Here is a 17,640-nt window from a genome sequence, read left to right as displayed (position 1 = left end):
CATCCCACTGGTCAGCTCGGTTTCGAACTTCGTATATCCGGACCACAGCCAAGCCCCACGTGCGTAGCCGGCGGATTGGGTGGGCAACTGCGGGAGAGCAAGTCGGGGACGGCTGACGTAGTGCCCGGCACTGCTCGGTGAACGAAAAAGCAGCCCGCGCCGAGGAGTCCGCGTGCTGCCGCGTCGCCGAAGCGGATGCCAGAACACGCGAACTGGATCAAAATGCGCTCCAGCGGTCAAGCGCTGCCGGTGCGCTCTTGAGGGGTGCCGATCGCGGTGATAGCCGAGTGGCTCGGGCACGCAGACAACGCGTTCACGATGCGCACCTACGTGCACTCGCAAAGCGATGCGCCGGCGTCAGCGGCGAGCACGTTGGAGGCTCTTGTGACAAACCGTGACAGAACGGGGTGATCCGGCATCTCGCCGGAACAACGGGGACGGCGGAGATCGGCTGGTTAGATCCGGTTTCCATGTGGAGCCGCCTGGGGGAATCGAACCCCCGACCTTTTCATTACGAGTGAAGCGCTCTACCGACTGAGCTAAGGCGGCGTGCCTTGCGGCCAAGCGAGTCTATCGTCTCTGGGCCGGATCGCGAAAACCGGTGGTCACGGTCACTGTGACTGGGCTGCGATCAGGGCTGCTGCCATGGCGGCGAGAGCGAAGCGGGGTTTGACGTTCAGGTCGAGGGCGCTGCGGCAGGCGAGGACGGCCTCGATGGACCGGAGCAGGCCCTCGGGGTGCACGCGGGCGGCCAGGTTGTGGATCTGGTCGGTCAGGTCGGGGTGGGTGAGCGCGACGCCGCGATCTCGCTGGGCGGCGCCGAAGCGGACGGCCAGCGCGTCGCGGTACACGCCTGCCACGTCGATCAAGGCGCGATCGAGGGCGTCGCGGCCGGTGCGGGTGGCGCGGGATTTCTGCCGTCGTTCCAGGTCCTTCAACACGCCCGCGGAGCCGCGGGTGGCACTCGCCGCGCCCTTTCCGGTGCCGCCCGCGCCCATCGCGGTGGCGAGCTCCGCACGTTCGCGCTCGTCGCGGGCCGCACTCATCTGTTTGGCCTCGTCGTCAGCGGCGCGCACCAGCTCGTCGGCCGCGGAGTAGGCCGTTTCGGGCTTACCGACCGCGGTGACCAACGCCAGCGCACGCTTACGGCGGGCCCGCGCCTGCTCGTCGGTGGCGAGCCTGCGGGCTCGCCCGACGTGCCCGCCACTGATGGCGGCCGCCCAGGCCGCGGTCTGCTCGTCGAGCTTGTCGCGTTCGATGAGCACCCGCGTGATAGCGGATACCGACGGTGTCACCAGGTGAACATGCCGGCACCGGGAGCGCAACGTGACCGAGATGTCCTCCGGATCCACCGACGGCGCGCACAGCAGGAACACCGTCCGGTCCGGCGGCTCCTCGACCACCTTGAGCAGCACGTTGCCCGCGGCTTCGGTCAATCGGTCGGCATCCTCGATGACCACCACCTGCCAGCGGCCCGTGCTCGGCCTGCGCGAGGCGATCTGCACGATCTCACGCATCTCCTTGGTGCTGATGCTCAATCCCTCGGGCACTACCCGGCGCACATCGCCGTGCGTGCCCGCCATGGTCGTGGTGCAGGCGTGGCACCGGCCGCACCCGGGAGCCTGCGGGTCGGTGCACTGCAATGCGGCGGCGAAGCACAGCGCCGCGATGGATCTGCCCGATCCCGGCGGGCCGGTGAACAACCACGAATGCGTCATCGCCCCCTCGACCACGCCCGCGCGCGCGGCTACGGCGGCAGCCGTCAACTCGGACTCGACCGCCTCCTGGCCGACCAATCGATCGAAGACACCCGCCACGCTGTCCACCCTAATGGCTCGCACCGACACCTCCGGCCGGGCGTCGACCGCCGATATCGCGCCGCTAGGAGGCGCGCTGCTGCGTAGTGTTCGCCCCGTCCAATGCCTCGCGGATGATATCCGCGTGCCCGGAATGGTGCGCGATCTCCCGCAGGATGTGCAGCACCGTGTAGCGCACCGACTGCCAGATCCGCTCCGGCGTCCACGGCGTCGTCGGAGTGGGGATCGAGGTGTCGAGGCTGTCCACCGAGCGGATCAAATCGGCCGTCGCCGCGGCGACGTCGTCCCAGCCGGCCAGCAGGCCGGCTACGGTCTCCTCGGCCGCCATGACGTATTCGCCACCGAACTTCGAGACGTCCAGTTCGGCGTTCTCGTCGCGCCGCACGATCACCGAAGTCCAGTGCCGTTCGCAGTTGATCACGTGGTGCAGCAAGCCGCCGAGGGTCAGCTCGCTCACGGTGGTCCGCCGCCGCGCCTGCTCCTCGTCGATACCGCGCAGGGCGATACGAAAAAGCGCGCGCTGATCGGCGAGCATCGCGATCAGATCCTCGCGTTCCTGTTCGGTAGTCATGACGCTCAGGCTACGGCCGAGGCCGTGAACTCACGACTTCCCGACGCCGGTCTTCTTGGCCGCCGTTTTCTGCGCGGCGGTCTTCTTGGCGACCGTCTTGGTGGTCGTCGCCTTCTTGGCGGGCACCTTCTTGGCAGCGGTCTTCGTGGCGGCAGCCTTCTTGGCGGGGGCCTTCTTGGCCGCCGTCTTCTTCGCCGCCTTCTTCACCGGGCCGCGCGCCCGCCGATCGGCGAGCAGCTCCATAGCCCGCTCCGGGGTGATCGACTCGATCTCATCGCCCTTACGGAGCGTTGCGTTGGTCTCGCCATCGGTGACGTACGGCCCGAAGCGACCGTCCTTGATCACCATCGGCTTGCCGGTGGCCGAGTCGGCGCCGAGCTCACGCAGCGGTGCCGTACTCGAGGCTTGCCGTCCCCGCCGCTTCGGCTCCGAGTAGATCTTCAGCGCCTCTTCCAGCGTCACGGTGAAGATCTGGTCCTCGGTATTCAGCGACCGCGAATCGGTGCCCTTCTTCAGATACGGCCCGTACCGGCCGTTCTGTGCCGTGATCTCCTCGCCGGTGGCCGGGTCGGCACCGACCACCCGCGGCAGCGACAGCAGCTTCAGCGCGTCATCGAGGGTGATGGTGGCCAGATCCATGGACTTGAACAGCGAACCGGTGCGCGGCTTCGGCGCGGCAGCCTTCTTCGCGGTCTTCTTGACCGGCTCCTGCGCCACCTCGGCCTGCGGCGCGGGCAAGATCTCGGTGACGTACGGACCGAAACGCCCTTCCTTGGCGACGATCTCGTGCCCGGTCTCGGGGTCGACGCCGAGCGCACGCCCTTCCTGCGGAGTCGCGAACAACTTCTCGGCGACCTCGGGGGTCAGCTCGTCCGGCGGAAGGTCATCCGGCAGGTTGGCCCGCTGCGAAACCGAATTCCCTTCGGGATCATCGGGATTCGTGACCATCCGCTCCAGGTACGGCCCGTATCTCCCGACCCGGACGACGACGTCACGTCCATCGGCGTCACCGAACAGCTTGATGGAGTTGATCTCTCGGGCGTCGATGTCGTCGAGCCGGTCGCCGACCATCTTCTTCAACCCGCCCGAGCGCGCGACCGAGCCCTCGACACCGTGATCGCCGCCGAAGTAGAAACTGGACAACCAGTTTCCGCGTTGCTCGCGGCCGCCCGCGATGGCGTCGAGATCATCCTCCATTGCGGCGGTGAAGTCGAAGTCGACAAGTCTGCCGAAATGCTCTTCCAGCAGGCCGATGACGGCGAACGCCACCCAGGACGGCACCAGCGCGCTGCCGCGCTTGTACACGTACCCGCGGTCCAGAATCGTCTTGATGATCGACGCATACGTCGACGGACGACCGATGCCGAGTTCTTCCAGCGTCTTGATCAGCGACGCCTCGGTGTAGCGGGCGGGCGGATTCGTACTGTGGCCATCGGGATTCAGCTCGACGGCGGTGACCGCCTGTCCTTGTTCCAGGGCGGGCAGCCGGGATTCGGCGTCGTCGGACTGACCGCCCGCCTCCTCGTCCACGCTCTCCACGTAAGCCTTCAGGAAGCCCGGAAAGGTGATGGTGCGACCGGAGGCGGAGAACACGCACTCCTCGCCGCTTCCCGCGACGCCGGTGATGCGCAGGGTGAGCGTGGTGCCCTTCGCGTCGGCCATCTGCGAGGCGACGGTGCGCTGCCAGATGAGTTCGTAGAGGCGGAACTCGTCGTTGTCCAACCGCGAGTGCAGCTGGCCGGGCGTGGCGAACGTATCGCCCGCGGGGCGAATCGCCTCGTGTGCCTCCTGCGCGTTCTTCACCTTGCGGGTGTATTGCCGCGCGGTCGGGTGCACGTACTCGGCGCCGTAGAGCTGCGTTGCCTGGGCACGGGCGGCAGCGATGGCCGACTCCGACAGCGTGGTCGAGTCGGTACGCATGTAGGTGATGTAGCCGTTCTCGTACAGCCGCTGCGCGACCCGCATGGTCCGCTCAGAGCCGAAACGTAGTTTGCGGCCCGCCTCCTGCTGCAGTGTCGAGGTCATGAACGGCGGGTACGGCTTGCGGCTGTACGGCTTGGCCTCCGCCGAAGAAACCACCAGGTCGGCACCGTCCAACGCCTCGGCCAGCCGCCGCGCATAGCCTTCGTCCAGGACCATGACGCCGTTGGTGGCCTTGAGCCGGCCGTCCGAACCGAAATCCCGCCCGGTCGCCACCCTGGCGCCGTCGACGGCGACCAACCGCGCCCCGAAGGTCCTCGGGTTCGTCGCGTCGCCGTCCGCTCCGGTGCCGGCGTCCAGTTTGGCGGCGATGTCCCAGTACTCGGCCGACCGGAACGCCATCCGGTCGCGCTCGCGCTGCACTATCACCCGGGTGGCCACCGACTGCACGCGGCCCGCCGACAGCCGCGGCATGACCTTCTTCCACAGCACCGGGCTGACCTCGTAGCCGTACAGCCGGTCCAGGATGCGGCGGGTTTCCTGCGCGTCGACGAGGTCGCTGTCGAGTTCGCGGGTGTCCGCGGCGGCGGCCCTGATGGCGGGCTCGGTGATCTCATGGAACACCATCCGCCGGACCGGCACCTTCGGCTTGAGCGTCTCCAACAGGTGCCAGGCGATGGCCTCGCCCTCCCGGTCGGGGTCGGTCGCCAGGTAGAGCTCGTCGGCGTCCTTCAGCAGGCTCTTGAGCTCGGTGACCTTGGCCTTCTTGTCCGGGCTCACGACGTAGACGGGCTCGAAATCGTTGTCCACGTCCACGCCGAGACGCGCCCAGGACTGGCCTTTGTACTTGGCCGGGACGTCCGCCGCGCCACGCGGCAGATCCCGGATATGGCCGACCGACGCCTCGACCGTGTAGTTACGCCCGAGGTACGGCGCGATCTTGCGGGCCTTGGTCGGGGACTCGACGATCACGAGACGACGCAGGGGACGGCCCTGGTCGGCTGTACCGAGGTCTCGTGTTGCCACCGGCGAATACACCTTTCCTGATCGACCCGCGCTGCGTTGTTCCCGCTGTGCGCGGCTTGGGGTAAGCGGCTGCGACGGCTGTACGTCGCCACCAGACACGTTTATACCGTGACGCCGCGAGTGGTCGAGTGCTTGCGACTCGAACCACTGAGCGTACGCGCGTCAGTTCGAATCAGTATGCCCTGTCTTTTCGACACGTCCGCGCCGCGGCGTGCTCGACGGACGTACCGTCGGCTCACGCGGGTCTGTGCCTACCCCAGATATAGCTCGTCCCCCACCCCGTATACGGCGGTGGGGGACGAGCAGTGGATAGCTGCGCCGCTCAGCTGAGCGCACGCACTCCGGTGGCCTGTGGGCCCTTCGTGCCCTGGCCAACCTCGAATTCGACCTTCTGGTTCTCCTCGAGGGTGCGGAAGCCCGAACCCTGGATCTCGGAGTAGTGGACGAAGACGTCAGCGGAGCCGTCCTCGGGCGCGATGAAGCCGAACCCCTTCTCCGCGTTGAACCACTTCACAGTTCCCTGTGCCATTCTGTTCCTTCTCTTTTCTTACCGGAACGGCGGACAACTGGGTTCGTCCACCGGGTCCGTTCCGACCGCTGTACTGTTGGTTCCCCCTGCAGGAAAGCACCAAGCACACCGTTCGCAACATCGATCCTGCTGACGGTTTGGACTTTGGATCCGTCCCTCGAACACAGAAGCTTGCGACCAGGAACCAGTGAACCATGTCTTCGAGCAATTCAACAGTCGAGTTACCGACAATTTGCAAAAAAGTTGATCTTGCGAATGCGCAGGTGAGGAACACAATGGCGGAATCCGGACTCGAGGTTCGTTTGCCCTTCGATAACCGAGTCGAGGTTCAGCAATCGAGCTGTGACCCAGGTCGCTATTTGGTATCGAAATGGCAGGTGACCCTTCCCGGACGCACACGTTTCACACTTCCCGAGCGTGCCGGGCGGCGGGCCGCATGAATCCGGTGAACTCGGCGGGCCGAGCACAGCCGCAATCCAGCCTCAGCTACGGCACATCGTTGCTGAATCGTGTCCTGGCCGGGGTTCCGGACGACGACACCCGGCTGACTCATGTCGTCGAGTTGCCCGCACGTGCGGCGGAGAGCGCCGCTTGGCCGACCTGGGCTTCGCCGGAAGTGGTTGCGGCGTTGCAGGACACGGGCGTCAGCGCGCCCTGGCGTCATCAGACCGAGACCGCGGACCTAGCTTTCGCGGGTCAGCACGTGGTCGTGAGCACCGGGACCGCGTCGGGCAAGTCACTCGGATATCAGCTTCCGGTGCTCACGACGCTGCGAACAGACCCGAAATCCACCGCGCTGTACCTGGCGCCGACGAAAGCGCTCGGTGCTGATCAGCTGCGCGCGGTAGGGGAACTGACCCACGAAGGTCCGCTGCGGGACGTTCATCCGGCTACCTACGACGGCGATACTCCGGCCGAGATACGGCAGTGGGTACGCGCCAACGCGCGCTGGATCTTCACCAACCCCGACATGCTCCACTTGGGGATACTGCGCTCGCACCAGCGCTGGGCGCGGCTGTTGCGCAGACTGCGCTATGTGGTCGTCGATGAATGTCACGCCTATCGCGGGATATTCGGCTCGCATGTCGCACTGGTGCTGCGCAGATTGCGCCGGATCGCGGCCCGGTACGGCGCCGCTCCGGTGTTCGTCCTGTGCTCGGCGACCACAGCCGAACCAGCGGCGGCCGCGGCCCGGCTGATCGGCGCGCCGTGCGCGGCGGTCACCCGGGACGGCTCACCGCAGGGGCCGCGCACGGTCGCGCTCTGGGAACCGCCGCTGCTCACCGCGGTGACCGGCGAGAACGACGCTCCGGTACGCAGGGCGGCCACCGCGGAGGCGGCACGGATCATGGCGAATCTGGTCGCGGAAGGAGCGCGGACGTTGACATTCGTCCGCTCGCGCCGCGCGGCCGAGCAGACCGCGATGGATGCCAGAAGGTTGTTGACCGAAGTCGATCCGGACCTCGCCACACGGGTAGCGGCATACCGAGCGGGCTACCTCGCGGAAGATCGGCGCGACCTCGAAGCGGCATTGTCGAACGGGTCACTGCTGGGTGCGGCAACGACGAACGCCTTGGAACTCGGCGTCGATATCGCGGGGCTGGATGCCGTGATCGTCTCGGGCTTTCCAGGTACGGTCGCGTCGTTCTGGCAGCAAGCCGGGCGTGCGGGCCGGCGCACCCAGGGATCGCTGGTCCTGCTGGTGGCGCGGGACGATCCACTCGACACCTACCTGGTACATCACCCGGACGCGCTACTGGACAAGCCGGTCGAGGCCACCATCACCGATCCGCGTAATCCCTACGTGCTCGGTCCGCAACTGCTGTGCGCCGCACTGGAACTGCCGCTCACCGATACCGAGGTGGACGAACTCGGCGCCCGCGAGGTGCTGCGCGATCTGACCGCGCAGGGACTGATCAGACGGCGCGGGACGCGGGATCGTGCGCGCTGGTATGTGACCGCGGAGACGCAACCGCACGACGCCGTGGACGTCCGAGGTGGAATCGGTACGCCGGTGGCCATCGTGGACGGTGAGACCGGCAGGTTGCTCGGCACCGCCGACGCGGGGCGGGCGCAGGCAACGCTGCACGAGGGCGCCGTCCACTTGCATCAGGGTGAGACCTACGTGGTCGACGAGCTGGATCTCGAGGGCGGCGTGGCCTTCGTGCACGCAGCGGAGCCGGGATGGACCACCAGCGCACGGCAGACGACCTCGATCACCATCGACGCGATGACCGAGCACCAGCGCCACGGTCACGTGACGACAGCTCTGGCGCAGGTGCGGGTCACCAGCCAGGTGATCGGGTACCTGCGCACGCTGGCCACCGGCGAAGTGCTCGATCTCGTGGAACTCGATCTGCCACCGCGAACACTCCCCACTCGGGCCGTGATGTATACGGCGACCCCGGAGTTGTTGGCGCTGGCCGGAATCGAACCCCAGGATGTTCCGGGGGCGCTACACGCGGCCGAGCACGCGGCGATCGGCCTGTTGCCGCTGGTAGCTACCTGCGACCGTTGGGACATCGGCGGCGTTTCCACTGCCGAGCATCCGGACACCGGGCTACCCACTGTCTTCGTCTACGACGGTCAGGCCGGCGGAGCAGGCTTCGCTGAGCGCGGGTACACCCAACTGCGGCAGTGGCTCTCGGCCACGCTGGGGGCAATCGAGTCGTGCGGATGCGCGGCCGGATGTCCGTCCTGTGTCCAATCGCCCAAGTGCGGCAACGGCAACCACCCGCTGGACAAGGCGGGCGCGGCACGCCTGCTCACCGCTGTATTGGCCGCCTTGTCGGCCGGATGACGCCCTGCCGCTCGATTCGTGACGGCGCGGAGGCCGGCCCGTAACCGGGTATCCAGGTTGCCGGCGTACTCGCGGGCGACACTCAGCGACCGCCGGCCGGCCCGGCACCGCTTCGCCCCCCAGAATAAAAAGGAATAAATTCATATTAACCAGACTATTGCCACATCGTTGATTGCGAAAATATGCATTCATGTCTTTCGATATCCGCAGCAGTACGGAGAATTCCGGGGGGCCTTTTGGGCGGGCCTGAGGAATTCCCGATTTCCGCCACCTGAGCGACGCTTGGGCGGCTATGTATCGAACTCTCTCACGCTTCAGCCGGTCCTGCTCTAGCGATCGCTCGAACGCTCCGATCGCGATACAGACCAATTGGTACATTCGCTTCGACAGTTACGGACACGTCCCACTCCGCGGCAGTGCAGTCCCGGATTCGCGTCCCCATTCTCCGCGCCACTTCGCCCGCCTCGGCGCAGGCGACATTCACTCCCTGCACCAACGCACTCGCCGCCGCCAGCGCCGCCATATCCGCCGCCGCCTGCGCCCGATGTCGCGCCACCACTACCGCACCTACCTGCGCGATCAATAGCGTCACGCTGATCAGCGCCACCAGCCCCGAGCACGCGAACACCGTGGCTACCCCGTGTTCGCCTGACGTCCGAAGATCTGCCGCCACAAACCCGCGCCATGTCCTGCGTCCCGTCACGTCGACGCCGTCGTAGCCCGATCTGCTGTCGGTTCGGCTCATGATCGGTATCGCCGGCTCCCGCTGACAGTGGCATACGCCCACTCGGCGTGTGCGACGAAGGACGGCCCTCGACCGCGTGCATCCCGCTCCTGACGGGACGTGCCGGTGGCCTGGCTCCGGCGAACACTGGCGAGGCGCGTCAGGTTCAGCCGGGCAGCGCCGACCACACGGCCGAAGTGGTCGGCCATCCACTTCAGTACGTTTCGGCGTGCGCTCTGCCCGCGATTCCGTCTTGCCGGCGGGTCGCGCGACCTGATGACTCAGCTGAGCACAACTGCCACTTCTCCCCGGCGGAACACACGACACACGCTCGGCGCGCCCACCCGCCGAATCGGTGGATGCCGCAGTCACGATGCAACCCCCGGCTCGAGCGTGGCGACCGCTTCCGCGCGGAGCCTGAGCATCGGCAGCAGAGGGGTTCGCGCGGAGACGACGGCGACAGCGCGGGTGCCTTCGGTGCGCAGAGCGATGTCGGCTGACTGCGGGGCGATCCGTCGCGCCGCCGGTACCGCATTCGCGTGATCACCCCGTGCCGCCAAACGCGCCGCCTCACGGGCGGCATCGACGCAGCGGACCTGCGTCGACGCCGCCAGCAAGGCACCCAGGCACAGCACGACGGTCGCGACGAGCGCGGTCAGCGCAAGCGCGGCCTCCACTGTCACCGCCCCTCGTTCGTCACTCAGCCTCGGCCCGCCGTGGCCCGCACGGCTACCCGCGACGCCGCCTACACCGCAGTGTTGAGCGCCCGGTCGATGATCTTCGTCAACGCGTTCACGATGCTGTCGCCCGTTACCACGCCGTAGAGCACTGCGCCGAAGGCCGCTGCCGCAATCGTGCCGATTGCGTACTCCGCCGTGCTCATGCCGTCCTCTGCGACCAACGCCTGCACCGCCCGCACGCGCAGGGCCATATATACCGCCTTCGGCTTCCGGCCGATGGGCCACGTAACCCGCTCGATACGCAACAGATTCCCCTCTCACTTCGGCTCGTGCGGCCCGTCCGCACAAGCACGCTTTTCGCGACGAGCACGCTTCCCCCGGTGACATGCGCCATCCCGCGATCCCACACCACCACCACGCACCCGACTGGCCGATCCGCGCGGGGGCGCGGTACGAACACGTCGCAATCGGACCGGGAACGGGTGGCATCACAGCAGACCGCCGCCGAGCACCCTTCCGGCCAAGCCGATCACCACAGGGACGATGCCGAGGCAGACGAACGCGGGAAGGAAGCACAAGCCCAGGGGCCCGCCGATCAGCACGCCTGCACGCTCCGCTTTCGCGGCGGCGGCGTCTTCGACCGTGGCCCTGCGCTGTTCGGCCAGCTCCCCCACCGCTACCGCCAGTGCGGCACCGGACCGCGCCGAACGGCGCGCCATCCTGGCCAGTGAGTCGATCTCGTCCGCCCCCGGACGCCCGGCCGCATCTCGGGCGACCTGTTCCCAGGCGGTGGTCGCGTCCGCGCCCAGCGCGAGCAGATCCGCTGCCCGCCGCAGTGCTCCACCCAGCGGTTCCGGTGCTTCGGCCGCCACGGCCCGCGCCGCACCCGCCATCGGGAGGCCCGCCCGCAAACACGCCGCCAGAAGGTCGAAGACCGATGCTGCGGCCAAAGGATCGGCTTTCCGCTTCGCTGCGCGCGACGTCTCGATGTGCCCGCCGAACGGTTGACGCAGGGTACGCAATCGTCGGCTCACCGCAACCCGCGCCGGCAGTAACGTCACCGCGACCGCCAGCAACAGCAACGGCGCCGCCATCCCCGTGGTCAATGCCATCCCCGCCCTCCATCACCAGCGCAAACGCCGGAGAATCGTTCGCACACCGCACGACCGGCCCTCGGCCCGTGTGCGGCACCAACACCGACGACCTCGACTGGGATTGGACACCGCACCCAGCTCCCGCAAAGCCGCGTTCGGCAACAAAGCCGCGTTCGGCAACCCCGGCACCAACCGCCCCGGTCTCGAAACACGGCCGAAAGTCGCACGCCGCCAAGAACTTCCCGAGCAATAGCCACGCGCCGCACGCCACGCGCCGCAACAGCCCTGGCTTCGGCCGCCGACTGTCCTCGGAGCACTTCGCGGCGTCGATCCCCTCGATGCCGACACCCCGTCGAGAATTCGACAAATGACGGCGACAGTATGTGTCTGGTGGATGCTGATCGCCCAGCACGGCCGCCAGACGGCCGCCGATCGATGAAAGTGTGTTCATGTCAGCACCTTTCGCGTAATGACATCCGTCCACAGCAACCCCGCGCAGACCAGCCCGGCACCGAGAGGTAGCAGCACCTGTCCCGCCGATGAGGCGAACAGGACATGCAGCGGAGCAGCGCCCATCATCTGGCCGAGCGCGATGCCAAGACACGGCAGGCAGGCCAGAACCGCGGCCGTGGCGCGGGCGCCGGCCAGCGCCGCGGTGGCGCGCCCGTGAAACCGGATGCGCCCCGCGAGATCCGTGCGAGCTGCCGACAGCAACTCCGCGAGAGCCAGGCCGTGTTGCTCGGCGACCTGCCATGCGTCTGCGATTCGGGACAATTCCGCCGCGACAAGGGACTCCGGTTGTCGCAGCCCCTCTGCCGCGGAGCCGCCGAGCCGGCTGCGTGCGGCGCCGATGGCGAAGATTCGTGCCGAATCGCCGTGCACCTCGCGCGCCGCGACCTCGGCGGCACTGCTCGGATGGGCGCCGACTCGCAACTCGCCGATAACGGCCTCCAATGCCTCCAGCAGGTAGGCGCACTCGGCATTCCTTCTCCGATCGCGCGCGGACCGGCGGACCCGCAGCCCTACGGTCCCGGCGATCATGCTCGCCGCGAGGAAAGCACCCGGCCCGAGAAGGACGAACACGGCGACGACGCCCGCGCCGATTCCGGCGCGCGACACGGTATTCCACACGGGTTTTCGATGGTCGCCGCGAGCGATGAACATCCGAGTGAACCGGCGTCGTGATCCCGGCGCCGGAACTACCGCCAGCGCCAAGGCGAGGCACACAATCGCCGCACTCACCGGTCGAGCCGCTCGGCGAGCAGGCGGGACAGTTCCCCGGCGGCGGGAGCCGCGCCCGTCGCATGCCACGCGGCCGTGATCTGCACCTGACCACGGTCGGTGCGGTGCACCAGACCGATCTCGCGCAACTCGCGCGAGCCGTCGGGGCGGCGGTGCACATGGAGGACGACTCGGACCGCGGCGGCGAGTTGACTGTGCAGGGCCGCGCGATCCATCCCGCCCAGCGCCGCAAGAGCCTCCAGACGCGCGGGGACCTCCGGTGGCGAGTTGGCGTGCACGGTGCCCGCGCCCCCGTCATGACCGGTGTTCAAGGCGGTGAGCAGGTCGACCACCTCGGCCCCTCGGACCTCGCCGACCACGATTCGGTCCGGTCGCATACGCAGTGCTTGGCGGACCAGGTCGCGCACGGTCACCGCACCGACGCCCTCGACATTCGCGGTCCTGGCGACCAAGCGGACCACATGGGGATGCGGCGGTGCGAGCTCGGCGGCGTCTTCGACGCAGATTATCCGCTCGGTGGGATGCACCGTGGCCAGCAAAGCGGACAACAGCGTTGTCTTAACGGCACTTCAATTGAGACGTGGTTAGGGCATACTTCGATCCATGACCAGCAAGACGGCCTCCACCAGCACAAACGCCATCCTCCGCATCGCCATCTACGTGCGCATCTCCCAGGACCGCAGCGGCGACGGGAAGGGGGTGGACCGCCAGGAAGGCGACTGCCGGGCACTCGCCGAACGGCTCGGCGCGACGGCGGTCCGGGTGTACAGCGACAACGACATCAGCGCCTACAGCGGCAAGAAGCGGCCCGGCTACCTCTCCCTGTGCGAGGACATCGAGCGCGGCGCGGTCGATGTCGTGATCGCCTGGCACCCCGACCGCCTCCACCGCAGCCCCATCGAGCTGGAGCACTTCATCACGCTCATCGAGGGCCGCAAGACCGGCGTCCACACGGTTCAGGCCGGGCTCTGGGACTTGTCGTCGCCGTCCGGCCGGATGGTCGCCCGCCAGCTCGGCGCGGTGGCCCGCTACGAGTCCGAGCACAAGGGCGAGCGCATCAAGGCGGCCCGCGTACAGCAGGCGCTCGCCGGGGAGTTCCACGGCGGAATGCGGCCCTACGGCTTCGAGCGCGACGGCGTGACGGTCCGGGAGGCCGAAGCGGTGGAGATCGTCCGCATGTACGAACAGACCGTGGCCGGGGTGTCGCTGCGCCAGATCGTCGCCGACCTCAACCGGCGCGGCATCCCCACGGCCACGGGGCGCGGCCAGTGGACCTCGGTGGCCGTCCGCGACATCATCAAGCGGCCCCGCAACGCCGGGTGGTCGGTCCACAAGGGCGAGATCGTCGGCAAGGCCGTGTGGCCCGCGCTGGTCAGCGAGGAGACCTGGAAGGCGGCCGTCGCCATCGTGACCAACCCCGCCCGCAGGACGACGCCGGGCAACACCCCTCGCTGGCTCGGCTCGGGGGTCTACCTGTGCGATGTGTGCGGCAAGGCGCAACTGCGCTGTTCGACCGCGAGCGGAAAGCCTCGCCGGGTCTACCGCTGTGCCGCCCGCGACAAGCAGGGCGTCGAGCACGTCCATCGCGACGCCCTGCACCTGGACGCCTTCGTGGAGGAGACCGTGGTGGCCCGGCTGGAGCGGCCCGACACCCTCAACCAGCTCATCACCCGCAACGACGGCGGCGGCGAGGCCCTGTCCCTGCGGGTGGAACAGACCGCGCTCCGGCAGCGGCTCGACTCGCTGGCCGACCTGTTCGCCGCCGGAGACATCGACGCGCGCCAACTCGCTTCGGCCAGTGCGCAGTTGAAGGCGAAGCTGACCGAGATCGACACGGCGCTGATCTCGCTCGGGATGCGGTCACCGCTGGAGGAACTGGCCGGGCGCGACGTGCGCACCGCCTGGTTCGGGACCAAGGAGGACCGCAGCGACGGCCTGAGCCTGGGCCACCGCCGGGCCATCGTGGACGCGCTGATGACCGTGAGGGTGCTGGTCGCGCCCCACGGGCGGCGGGCAGACGGCCGCTACTTCGACCCGAACTACGTCAAGATCGACTGGAAGCAGTAGCCCGGCCGGACCTTCACGTAGCCCCCGTACGCCGCTCCAGCGCTCGCACGATGAGCGCTCGGGCGGCGTCGTTGTAGGCGGCCTGGTCGGCGAGCAGGGCGAAGGTCTTGTCATGCAAGGCGATCTCCGACGGCCGGGTGATGGTCAGCTCGGCGCTGACGGTCTCGGTGATCACCTGGGCACGGTCGTACATGACGAAGTTCGTCGCCGGGGCGCGGTACTCGGCATCCAGCGGGATCACGCCGAGCCGGAGGTTGGGCCGCTCCAGTTCACCGAGGAGGTGTTCGAGCTGCGCCGCCATCACCGCGCTGTCGCCGACGGTGCGGTGTAGCCCGGCCTCCGCGATGAGGATGTGGAAGCGGTGCCCGCCACGCTGGAGAACGCGCTGTCGGACCATCCGCATCGCTACGGCTTCGTCCAGGTCGTCACGGCCTCCGGTGATGGCGATGCAGGCGCGCAGGACGGCCCGCGCGTAGCCCTCGGTCTGCAACAGGCCGGGCAGGGTGTCGGGGGCGAACCAGCGGATGAGCCGAGTCTGGCTTTCGAGCTTGATGGACTGGCGCTGACGGTGCGCGTGCCCGGCGGCCACGGTGCGCTGCCACTCCAGGTACATCGCGCGCAGGTTGCGCAGGCTCGCCACCAGGTCATCCAGGACGCTGAGAGCGTCGCACGCCTCGCACCAGACGGCGAGGTCGGCTTCGGACGGCGCTTGCTTCCCGCGCTCGATGCGGCTGATCTTGCTGGAATGCCAGCCGCACCGAGCGGCGAGATCGACGCCGGACAGGTGGGCGGCTCGGCGCAGCTCCCGAAGGCGTGCGCCGAGCGCGGCCCGTGCGTCATCGACAGCTCTCACGGCGCGTGCGCGTGCTCACTGTCGGCGTACCGGGTGTGGTCAATCCCCTTCGGCCACAACGTCGCCCGTGCGTTCACGCAGCGGGAGACGATTCCCGGATCGGTGGTGATGGACAGCCCCATGAACTCCCCGCTCTCGGCGAAGGTCGTGAAGGCCACCGTGTCGTCATCGAACAGCCAGAAGTCATCGCCCGGTACGTCGGCCGGGTCGGCGAGGTGGCGTGGAAGCCACCGCACCGCCTCCCCGACCTCCAGGCGGATTTCTGTCCGGCTCAGCAGCCACCGGGTGTAGTCCGAGTGCGGGACGGTGACCACGCGCAGCCGTTCGAGCGCGACGCCGCGCCCGGCCGTCTCGACCATCAGGTCATCCCACGCCTTCCACGAGGCGGGCTGTTCGGCCGGTTCGTAGCTCTCCCCGGCCTCCCAGCGCCGCAGCGCTTCGACTTCATCGGCCACACCGTAGGTGTCCTGCACCTCCAGGTGGAACGCGCGACGGCGGGCCGCGCGGAACAGCGGCTCGAAGATTCCGTCACCGGTCACATGGAGCATCAGCGCACCACCACGGCCGTCTCATGGTCGGCGAGCCGGAGCTGTGCGAGGACTTCGGGCGCGGTGACCTGCTCGCCGCTGACCAGGAACGCGCCGGGGGCGTCGGTGGCTTCCACGGGCAGCGTCATGCCCGGCTCCAGCCAATCGAGCAGGACGTGAGGCACCAGGACGGTCCCGGTCCGGTCGGTGATGTCGCCCTGTACGACCAGCTCGCCGGTCTCGGCGGCGTACACCGCCGGGCAGGTGCCGTGATCTGAGCCGGAGCCGAGCAGGCGCAGTGTGAGGTGAGAGTGCATTGTGAGGCCGTCCTTTGCAATTGAGGCGAACGTACCCCGCAATGGTCGCCGCGACGGCCCACGGGTCACAAGGTTGCGCGCAAAAATGCACAAAGTCGTATCGGGTGCGCGCGGTGCCCGCCCAGGATTCGTTTATGCCCGGCCGTCGGGTGTTGTGCTCCCCGGCGGCCGGTGCAAGCCACCAGCGAACGACAGGGGACGACATGGACGGCGCGCGCTACCTCCAGCACAGCGATGGAACTTGGGAGGTGGTCGGCGCGGACGGCTGGCCGGTTCCGATGGCCGAATACGTGGAACTTCACGCTGATGTGGTGGCCGCCCTGGCAGCCGTGGAACAGACGCCGGTGGATGAGCGTCTGTTGGTCGCGGTGCGGCGCGGCCTGCTGTGCCTGCGGGGGCCGCGCCGGGCGGCGCGATGATCGCGGTGCTGTGGGTGATCGTGGTCGCCCTACCTCTGGCGGTGTGGCTCTGGGCGATGCTGTGGCCGGAGCGGTGGTAACCGTCAGGGCGATTGGAGCCCGGCGGCGTCCTGCCCCAGCGCCACCTTGCGCACCGTGGCCGGATACCACTTCGAGCCGCCCTGTGCGGTCGGCACGCCGTCGGCGTTGAGCCCGTCGGCTATCCGCTGCCAGGCCGCCCCGTCGGCGCGCTCGGCGACGATGCGGGCGACGACTTCGGCGGGCAGCGCCGACGGCCGACCGAGCCGGACGCCCTGTGCCTTCTTCACTGCCAGTGCGGCTTTGGTGCGGTCGCTGATGAGAGCGCGCTCCAGCTCGGCGACGCCGCCCATGATCTGGGTCTGGAACCGGCCCGCCGCTGTGCTGGTGTCTATAGACCCGTCGGCGGCGGCGAGGCTGCCCCCGGCGCGTTCGGCCCGGTCGATCACGTCGAGCAGGGCGCGCAGGTTGCGGGCGAGCCGGTCGGACTTGGCGACCATGAGGACAGCGGCCCGGCCGGTCTGCACCGCTTCCAGCGCGGCGGCGAGGCCGGGACGGTCGGCGGCGTCGAGCGACCCGCTCAGGCCCTCGTCGGCGTACGACTCGGTGATGGTCCAGCCCCGGCGCTGGGCTTCGGCCTCGATGGCGGCTCGCTGTGCGTCGAGCCCCGCACCGGAGGCGGCCTGCTCGTCGGTGGACACGCGGACGTAGGCGACGACGGTTCCGGCGGGAGCGGTGCGGCGGCGGCGAGTGCGGGGCGCGGTCATGCTCGAAACATATACCAATTGACCCTTTGGTTTAAACGGTCTCGTCTGCCTGCCCGGTGAGCAGGTCGAGCGTGAGGTGTGCGCCCTCCAGCCGGGCGCGCTCGGTCGGGGTCAGCTCCAGGTCTGCGGCGGCCAGCATCGCGGCCAGAGACCGGGCCGTCTCGCGTGCGGCGTCGAGCCGCTGTTCCGGCGCGAGACCGGCCAGCCCGGCCAGGGTCGCCCGTACTACGTCGCTCATCCGGTGCTCCTTCGGTCCGCGGATTTCCCCA

Annotated in this window: 17 protein-coding genes, 1 tRNA gene and 1 pseudogene; 3 read left to right on the top strand and 16 right to left on the bottom strand. The window is 68.5% G+C overall.

The features are described from left to right. Positions 1-473: 473 nt before the first annotated feature. The 5 genes from ACT86A_RS23595 to ACT86A_RS23575 form a co-directional block, all read right to left on the bottom strand. A tRNA-Thr gene (locus tag ACT86A_RS23595) sits at positions 474-549 on the bottom strand. Positions 550-611: 62 nt separating this feature from the next. After that, positions 612-1,817, bottom strand: coding sequence for a DNA polymerase III subunit delta' (locus ACT86A_RS23590; RefSeq protein ID WP_445094378.1), 1,206 nt, complete (start codon positions 1,815-1,817; stop codon positions 612-614). Positions 1,818-1,881: 64 nt separating this feature from the next. Continuing rightward, complete coding sequence (locus ACT86A_RS23585) at positions 1,882-2,388, bottom strand: DinB family protein (RefSeq protein WP_445094377.1); 507 nt, start codon at positions 2,386-2,388, stop codon at positions 1,882-1,884. 30 nt (positions 2,389-2,418) lie between these two features. Then, the gene (gene topA / locus ACT86A_RS23580) at positions 2,419-5,334 is read right to left on the bottom strand and encodes a type I DNA topoisomerase (RefSeq protein WP_445094376.1); all 2,916 of its coding nucleotides are present in this window, start codon (positions 5,332-5,334) and stop codon (positions 2,419-2,421) included. Positions 5,335-5,656: 322 nt separating this feature from the next. After that, a complete protein-coding gene (locus ACT86A_RS23575; RefSeq protein ID WP_011206895.1) occupies positions 5,657-5,863 on the bottom strand; it encodes a cold-shock protein in 207 nt (68 codons plus the stop codon). Positions 5,864-6,299: 436 nt separating this feature from the next. Here ACT86A_RS23575 and sftH point away from each other — a divergent pair, with 436 nt between their 5' ends. Then, positions 6,300-8,663: a DEAD/DEAH box helicase gene (sftH, locus tag ACT86A_RS23570; RefSeq protein ID WP_445094375.1), complete on the top strand. Its 2,364-nt coding sequence runs from the start codon at positions 6,300-6,302 to the stop codon at positions 8,661-8,663. 307 nt (positions 8,664-8,970) lie between these two features. On the opposite strand, the gene ACT86A_RS23565 is transcribed toward sftH, so the two are convergent. From ACT86A_RS23565 to ACT86A_RS23540, 6 genes and pseudogenes are all read right to left on the bottom strand, one after another. Next, complete coding sequence (locus ACT86A_RS23565) at positions 8,971-9,408, bottom strand: Rv3654c family TadE-like protein (protein WP_445094374.1); 438 nt, start codon at positions 9,406-9,408, stop codon at positions 8,971-8,973. Positions 9,409-9,755: 347 nt separating this feature from the next. Further along, positions 9,756-10,070, bottom strand: coding sequence for a TadE family type IV pilus minor pilin (locus tag ACT86A_RS23560; protein ID WP_445094373.1), 315 nt, complete (start codon positions 10,068-10,070; stop codon positions 9,756-9,758). A gap of 62 nt (positions 10,071-10,132) precedes the next feature. Then, the gene (locus ACT86A_RS23555; protein ID WP_445094372.1) at positions 10,133-10,318 is read right to left on the bottom strand and encodes a DUF4244 domain-containing protein; all 186 of its coding nucleotides are present in this window, start codon (positions 10,316-10,318) and stop codon (positions 10,133-10,135) included. 237 nt (positions 10,319-10,555) lie between these two features. Then, positions 10,556-11,179, bottom strand: a complete 624-nt coding sequence (locus tag ACT86A_RS23550; RefSeq protein WP_445094371.1) for a type II secretion system F family protein — start codon at positions 11,177-11,179, stop codon at positions 10,556-10,558. A gap of 429 nt (positions 11,180-11,608) precedes the next feature. Then, positions 11,609-12,403, bottom strand: coding sequence for a type II secretion system F family protein (locus ACT86A_RS23545; protein ID WP_445094370.1), 795 nt, complete (start codon positions 12,401-12,403; stop codon positions 11,609-11,611). Continuing rightward, positions 12,400-12,969 (bottom strand): annotated as a pseudogene (locus ACT86A_RS23540) (TadA family conjugal transfer-associated ATPase); the annotation flags it as partial. The pseudogene ACT86A_RS23540 and the gene ACT86A_RS23545, both read right to left, overlap by 4 nt. 37 nt (positions 12,970-13,006) lie before the next feature. Between ACT86A_RS23540 and ACT86A_RS23535 the strand changes: the two are divergent. Continuing rightward, a complete protein-coding gene (locus tag ACT86A_RS23535) occupies positions 13,007-14,470 on the top strand; it encodes a recombinase family protein (RefSeq protein ID WP_445094369.1) in 1,464 nt (487 codons plus the stop codon). Positions 14,471-14,483: 13 nt separating this feature from the next. Here the strand turns inward: ACT86A_RS23535 and ACT86A_RS23530 are convergent, their stop codons facing one another. Genes ACT86A_RS23530 through ACT86A_RS23520 form a run of 3 tightly spaced genes read right to left on the bottom strand, consistent with a single transcriptional unit; the run spans position 14,484 to position 16,167 of the window. Continuing rightward, positions 14,484-15,323, bottom strand: coding sequence for a helix-turn-helix domain-containing protein (locus ACT86A_RS23530; RefSeq protein ID WP_445094368.1), 840 nt, complete (start codon positions 15,321-15,323; stop codon positions 14,484-14,486). Further along, positions 15,320-15,871 carry a DUF6879 family protein gene (locus ACT86A_RS23525; protein ID WP_445094367.1) on the bottom strand — a complete coding sequence of 184 codons (552 nt, stop codon included), beginning with the start codon at positions 15,869-15,871 and terminating at the stop codon, positions 15,320-15,322. The genes ACT86A_RS23530 and ACT86A_RS23525 overlap by 4 nt, the downstream gene beginning before the upstream one ends. Further along, entirely contained in the window at positions 15,871-16,167 is a 297-nt protein-coding gene (locus ACT86A_RS23520) for a hypothetical protein (RefSeq protein ID WP_445094366.1), read from the bottom strand. Before ACT86A_RS23520 ends, ACT86A_RS23525 begins: the two co-directional genes overlap by 1 nt. Before the next feature lie 134 nt (positions 16,168-16,301). On the opposite strand from ACT86A_RS23520, the gene ACT86A_RS23515 reads away from it, so the two are divergent. Then, entirely contained in the window at positions 16,302-16,586 is a 285-nt protein-coding gene (locus tag ACT86A_RS23515; protein ID WP_445094365.1) for a hypothetical protein, read from the top strand. 83 nt (positions 16,587-16,669) lie between these two features. On the opposite strand, the gene ACT86A_RS23510 is transcribed toward ACT86A_RS23515, so the two are convergent. Together ACT86A_RS23510 and ACT86A_RS23505 are read right to left on the bottom strand one after the other, a co-directional pair. Next, positions 16,670-17,371 carry a recombinase family protein gene (locus tag ACT86A_RS23510; RefSeq protein ID WP_445094364.1) on the bottom strand — a complete coding sequence of 234 codons (702 nt, stop codon included), beginning with the start codon at positions 17,369-17,371 and terminating at the stop codon, positions 16,670-16,672. A gap of 31 nt (positions 17,372-17,402) precedes the next feature. Then, positions 17,403-17,609: a hypothetical protein gene (locus ACT86A_RS23505; RefSeq protein WP_445094363.1), complete on the bottom strand. Its 207-nt coding sequence runs from the start codon at positions 17,607-17,609 to the stop codon at positions 17,403-17,405. Positions 17,610-17,640: the final 31 nt, after the last annotated feature.

The sequence above is a fragment of the Nocardia glycosmidis genome (assembly GCF_052545115.1).
Note: the sequence above shows the minus strand (reverse complement) of the source record. Positions and strands in the feature narration are given on the sequence as shown.